Annotated in this window: 2 protein-coding genes; both read left to right on the top strand. The window is 69.4% G+C overall.

All coding sequences use genetic code 11. The annotated features are described in order from the left end of the window. The coding region (locus ACI2LP_RS33850) for a S8 family serine peptidase (protein ID WP_404728371.1) at positions 1-3,136 on the top strand (3,136 nt) is incomplete at its 5' end. Between the two features lie 225 nt (positions 3,137-3,361). Next, a complete protein-coding gene (locus ACI2LP_RS33845) occupies positions 3,362-4,159 on the top strand; it encodes a hypothetical protein (RefSeq protein ID WP_404728370.1) in 798 nt (265 codons plus the stop codon). The last annotated feature ends 48 nt before the right edge of the window (positions 4,160-4,207 follow it).

Here is a 4,207-nt window from a genome sequence, read left to right as displayed (position 1 = left end):
CCTCGTCGACCTGCCCACCGACGCCGCGCCGCTGGGGTCGTCGGGCGTGCTCGACAGCCGTCTGTTCGACATCCCGGAGCTGGTACGCCAGCACCGGGACGACCCCTCCCGTACGACCCTCCCGCTCATCGTCACCTCCCGCGACTCCCGTTCCGGTGCCGCCCCGGAGGCCGTGCGCCGCCATGCCCGGGCGACCCGTGCCCTGCCCGTCGTGGGCGGTTCGTCGGTCGTGACCGACAAGCACCAGCTCGGCAGGCTCTGGGCCTCGATCGTCGGCCCGCCCTCCGCGGCGCGGATCGTGCGGAAGGCGTTCACCGGCGGCGTCGGCAGAGTCTGGCTCGACGGCGAGGCCAGACTCTCCGACGACCAGAGCAACACCCAGATCGGTGCGCCCGCCGCCTGGGAGGCCGGATACACCGGCAAGGGAGTCACGGTCGCCGTTCTCGACGGCGGTTACGACGCCACCCACCCCGATCTCGCCTCCGCCGTCACCGAGGCGAAGGACTTCACCGCAAGCTCCGCGGGCGTCAAGGACACCTTCGGGCACGGCACCCATGTCGCCTCGACGATCGCCGGCTCGGGCGCGGCCTCGAGCGGCAAGTACAAGGGCGCCGCCCCCGACGCCCAACTGCTCGTCGGCAAGGTGTGCGCCGGGGAGACCTGCGACTACTCGGCCATCCTTGCCGGGATGGAGTGGGCCGCGCAGCGCGCGAAGATCGTCAATATGAGCCTCGGCGGCAGCGCCACCGATGGGACCGACCCGCTCTCCGCCGCGGTCAACCGGCTCTCCGCGCAGTACGGCACGCTGTTCGTCGTCGCCGCGGGCAACGCAGGCAGCGGCGCGCTGACCGTCGGCACGCCCGCGGCCGCGGACGCGGCCCTCGCGGTCGGCAGCGTCTCCAAGACCGACCGTGTGAGTTCCTTCTCCTCCCGCGGGCCGCGGCTTCGCGACTACGCGGTGAAGCCGGAGATCGTCGCACCAGGTCAGTCGATCGTCGCGGCACGCGCCGCCGGTACGTCGATGGGCTCGCCGCTCGACGCCAACTACACCAGCGCCAATGGCACGTCGATGGCCACCCCGCACGTGGCCGCGAGCGCCGCGATCCTCACGCAGCAGCACCCCGACTGGAGCGCCGGCCGGCTCAAGGCCGCGCTGACCAGCACCGCCACGACGGTGGACCGCGCGGGCGTGTACGACCAGGGCAACGGCCGCCTCGACATCGCCCGCGCCGTACGGCAGTCCGTCACGGCCGCCTCGTCCACGGTGAACTTCGGGCTGCTGAAGTACCCGCAGGCCGATCTGCCGCCAGTCACACGGGCCGTGACGTACGCGAACGACGGCGACGCCCCGGTCACCCTCGCCCTCCAGGTCGTCGGTTCCGGACCGGGTGGATCGGCGCTCCCCGAAGGCGCGTTCGCGCTCGATGGCAACGATGTCACCGTCCCTGCGCACGGCACGGCCGAGGTCGGCCTCACCGTGAACCCCAAGGCGCTGAGCGCCGATATCGGCTCCTACGGCGGCCGGGTCACCGCGACCGCGCCCGCCGGCATCACCGTCACCACCGCGTTCGGCGCCACCACCGAGCCGGAGTCCAAAGAACTCACGATCCGGGCGCTCGACCGGGCGGGCGACCCGGCGAGTTCCGCCCTGACGCACTTCTTCTACCTTCTCGGCCTCGACAGCGGCGACACCCCCAAGCTGCCTCCGCTCACCGACGGCTCGCTGACCGTGCGTGTCCCTACCGGCACGTACGCCCTCAATGCCTTCGTGGACACCCCGATGCCCGGCCGGCCGGCACAGCGGGCGAGCCGGACCTGGACGGCAGTGCCGCGCATCGTCGTCGACAAGGACATGACCGTCACGCTGGACGCCCGCGCGGGCAAGCAGATCCGGGTACGGACCGACCAGCGGGCCGCCGTCCGTGATGTGGCGGACATCGACCAGACCCAGTCGTCGGCGACCGTCTCCCTGCTGATCGGCTACCGGACCTACGACAGCGCCGAGGAGTTGTATGCCGTCCCCGTCAAGGCCGATCCCGCCTCCTTCGCCTTCGGCGTCTACCAGACCCTGGTGAACCCGCAGGACAGCAGGGAGAAGTACGCGTACTTCTTCGCCAGGCCCGACACGGGCCAGATCCCGGATTCGCTCGACTACCGGGTCAGGGACAACGAACTCGCCCTGGAGCGCGCCCTGATCCGGGCACAGGGCATCGCCGCGCACGGCACCCGCTCCTCCACGCCGTTCTACCTGCCCGGCCAGAGCATGGTCGTGGCCGCCTTCAACGAGGTCAGGCTCCCGGTGCGGCGTAACGAGTTCTACTCGGTGGGTGAGGACATCTCCTTCAGCCACTACCTGTGGCAGCGCGGTATCGACGAGCCCACGCAGTACAACTTCGACGGCGAGATCGAGGGCGGCTACTACGGCTACAAGACGGGAGAGCGGCGAACGCAGACCTGGAACTCGGCCGTCCACGGCTCCGACATCTCCATGCACCCCTGGAACCGGGTGCTCAGGTACGGCGACGCCCTCCTCGCCCAGACATGGCCCTACTCACCCAGCGAGCCCGGGCAATCCGCCGCCTCCGCCTTCAACGCGCAGTACGCCTCCTCCACGACCACCCTGTCCGCGGCGGACGGCACGGTGATCGGGAGCAGTTCCCAGCCGTGGGGTTTCTGGCGCACACCGCCCGACAAGGGCCGCTACACCCTGGAGGTGAAGTCCTCCCGCACGCCGACCTGGTCGGCGCTGGCGCCGCAGGTGAGCACCCGCTGGTCGTTCGAGACCGCTACCACCGCCGAGAGCACGTATCTGCCGCTGCTCACGCTCCACGTGCGGGGCCCGTTCGACGAGTACAACCGGGCCCCGAACCTGCCTCTGTTCCCGCTGGAGATCACCGCCGGAGCGCAGAAGGAGTCCACGGGAGCCGGTGAGGTGGACAAGGTCACGGTGCAGCAGTCCGCCGACGACGGCACGACATGGAAGCCGGCCCGCGTGTACCGCGCCAACAGCAAGTGGTTCGCGCTACTCACTCATCCGAAGGGGGACACGAAGTTTGTCTCGGTACGGGTGCGGGCCGAGGCGCCCAACGGTGATGCGGTCGAGCAGACCACAATCCGCGCGTACGGACTGAAGTAGCAACTTCCGCACGGCCGGTGACGACTCGCCCGTCTCCGGCCGCGCTCACCACTCGGGCTGGACTCGTAGGACGGTGTACGCATATCGGCGTCGCGGAGGGCGTGTTGGTGGCGTTGGTCTGCCCCGTATCCAGCAAGCGCATTGATCAGTGGCACCGGAGCGTGATGACCAGTACGTTCGTCACTGAAGATTGTGGACTGAGGAACCCAGGGGGTGACGGGGGCGGTGAACGAGCTGGCGGAAGCGCGCGCGGTGGCAGGCTTCGTCTTCGTCACGGATCAATCTCCTGTCTATCTGAAGGCGGCAGCGGTTGGGGAGCGGGTGACGCTGCCGTTGTTCAAGCCGCCGTGGATCGTTGTCGATCACACGCCGGAGCGAGTGCTGGTTGCCCGATGGCCGGGGCGGCTCTTCCGCGCGCACGTGGTCTCTCCGACAACGGATGAGGAGCATGCCGCGATGGCACGAGCCGCCGATAACCTGCGGTCTGACGCCGGCTACACCCGCGCCATCGCTGTCGACCTGCTGGAGGAGACATCCCCGTCGGTTCTCTTCGGTCCGCAGGGTGACGCAGTGATCCGCGTCATCGAGGCCGCGATCGCGCTGGACGAGGAAGGCGCGCGGAAACTTGCTTCCGCGCGTCATCCCGCAGCCGATCGGGAGTACAGCAAGGCATGGGACCGGTGGCTCGCTGAGCAGCCGAAAGCCGCGCGCAACAGGAATCAGGATCACGCGTCCACCCTGCTGATCCCCGGGGCCGGAACCTCGGGATCACCAATCGGACACGGGTTCCCCTTGGTCTGGCACATGCTCAGGAAGAGCGCTCAGCTCCGCGGTCGCGCGGAGTCGTTCGCCGTCGACGAGGACGGCGACGCGGTGGTGTTGGATCCGTGGCGGACGGCCGGTGGTGCGCTACTCGATGCAGCGATGGCGTTTGGCGCGCCGCACCTGGTGGACAGTCACGCCCTCGCGGTGCTGACCAGGGCCTGGAACGTGGTGTTTCCGAGCCTGGATGAAGCGTCTTGACCCCCGAAAGGCACAGCGGGAAGCACTGGTCGACGCCCCTTTCCTGCT

This window comes from Streptomyces sp. NPDC019890 (assembly GCF_044903445.1).
Classification (GTDB): Bacteria; Actinomycetota; Actinomycetes; order Streptomycetales; family Streptomycetaceae; genus Streptomyces.
The sequence above is the reverse complement of the archived record's forward strand: the minus strand, read 5'-3'. Positions and strand labels throughout refer to the sequence as shown.